Source organism: Fulvivirga aurantia (assembly GCF_009711475.1).
Classification (GTDB): Bacteria; Bacteroidota; Bacteroidia; order Cytophagales; family Cyclobacteriaceae; genus Fulvivirga; species Fulvivirga aurantia.
The window spans coordinates 1-1780 of sequence record NZ_SMMD01000329.1 but is presented as its reverse complement, the minus strand read 5'-3'; the positions used below and the strand labels follow the sequence as shown (position 1 = coordinate 1780).

The following is a 1780-nucleotide window of genomic DNA, read 5'->3' as shown; positions in this document are numbered from 1 at the left end:
TACCGGATCAGCGGTGACATCATCAATGGTGAAGCTTACCATCGAAGTTTGACATGTCAATGTAATATTTGTGGCTTGCACAAAGTAATCACCAGCAGCAAGTCCACTAATGCTTGTTACTGCTGATGGCCCGCTGATAGAAGTCATACCACTGTCAAACCATTCGAAGTTATAACCAGCTGTACCTACTGTTGTCCCATTTTCTCGTACATTATTTACTTGAGCTGTTCCGTTCGCAGGAGCACAATCATCTTGTGTTGTTAAGGCTAAATCAGCCTGAGTGATTGAATAAATGGCAATATTATCTGAAATGTTAAATGCAGCGGAATCAGAACAACCAGTAGTATTGTTTGTCACAATTACTGAGTAATCTCCAGCGGCAATTGGACTATAAGTACTTGCCGAGCTCATAACCGGCCCTGCCGGAGGTAACGCAGAGTTGTACCAGGCAAAGGAATAATTTGGGTCGGTATCATCAGAGCCATCACCTGTTACACTAAGGGAACCATTTGGAGCTCCACAACTAGTTTGGTCTATATTACTATTTAACGCTATTACAGGCTGAGTACTGTTGTCCAGAATTTCTACTGTTTTAGGCACTGAAGGGCAGTTAGGAGCAAATCTTTGTGTTGCCACTATGGTATAAAAACCAGGAGGTAAATTCGGTATTGGTGTAGATGCAACACCACCTTGTTGAGGACCAAAAATAATAGGATCAGAAGTGTTTTTCCCATCATAAACTGTATAATCAAATTCATCCTGTCCTCTTCCTCCCAGTGTTGTAGGGTCTATCTGGACTTCCAATGCACCATCATAGGGGGCCATACATACAGTTGAATTTGTTACAGAGGCATCAACGACTTCTTGTGCACCTACAAATGGTAAGTCAATGACTAAAAACTCTGTACATCCATTGTCAAGATTAGTCACCAATACTGTATATACTCCAGATTGGAGATTAGTGATAACAGAGTTAGTAGGTGCGGCACCTGGAGTATTTGTCACATTGCCTAATGGCGGACCTGAAAAGTCCTCATTACCATCATACCATTCAAAATTGAAGCCGTTAATATTACCAACAGAAGAAGCATCGACTTCAAGCTGACCTGAATTTACGGCACATGTAGCCGGCTCAATTCGACCAGTTATATCTTCAGTGATTGTGACCAATGGTGCTACATCATTAATTGTAAAGGTGAAAGGATCAGAATTACAATCTGTCAAATTATTAGTGGCAACTACCGTATAGTCTCCCGGAGGGTAACCTGATAAGGTTGCAGTGGTTTCTCCTCCTAGCAATGGATCTGTTATTTCATCACCGTCATACCACGCGTAAGTGTAGTCAGCGGCATTTCCAGGGGCTATGTCTGCATCATTAATTTGGATTTGACCATTTGGAACATTACAATTGTCTGCATCAGTTATTGTTCCTCCTGAAACAACTGGTGTGGTTGTATTGGTCACAACCGTGTATTCTTCGGTAGCGAAACAACCAGTTGCATCATTAGTAGCTTTTACCGTGTATATTCCGGCTGCAAGGTTAGTCACATTTGCGCCAGGAGCAGGTAAAATTTCATTTGCAGGATCTGTATTTTGTCCATTATACCAGTTAAAAGTATAACCAACTGTTGTTCCGTCAGCATTAACACTGATTTCACCCAATGGATTAGCAGTGTCACAAGAAATTTGGTCTTGGTTAGACACTAACCCTATGACAGGATTTACACTAACATCGGATACTGTGAGTACGGTTACAGCAGAAGTACATTTGGTAGCATCA

Annotated in this window: 1 protein-coding gene; it reads right to left on the bottom strand. The window is 41.6% G+C overall.

What is annotated here, in order from left to right:
- Positions 1–1780, bottom strand: a 1780-nt coding sequence (locus tag E1176_RS20345) for a hypothetical protein (protein WP_185152541.1), incomplete at both ends; no start/stop codon positions are given.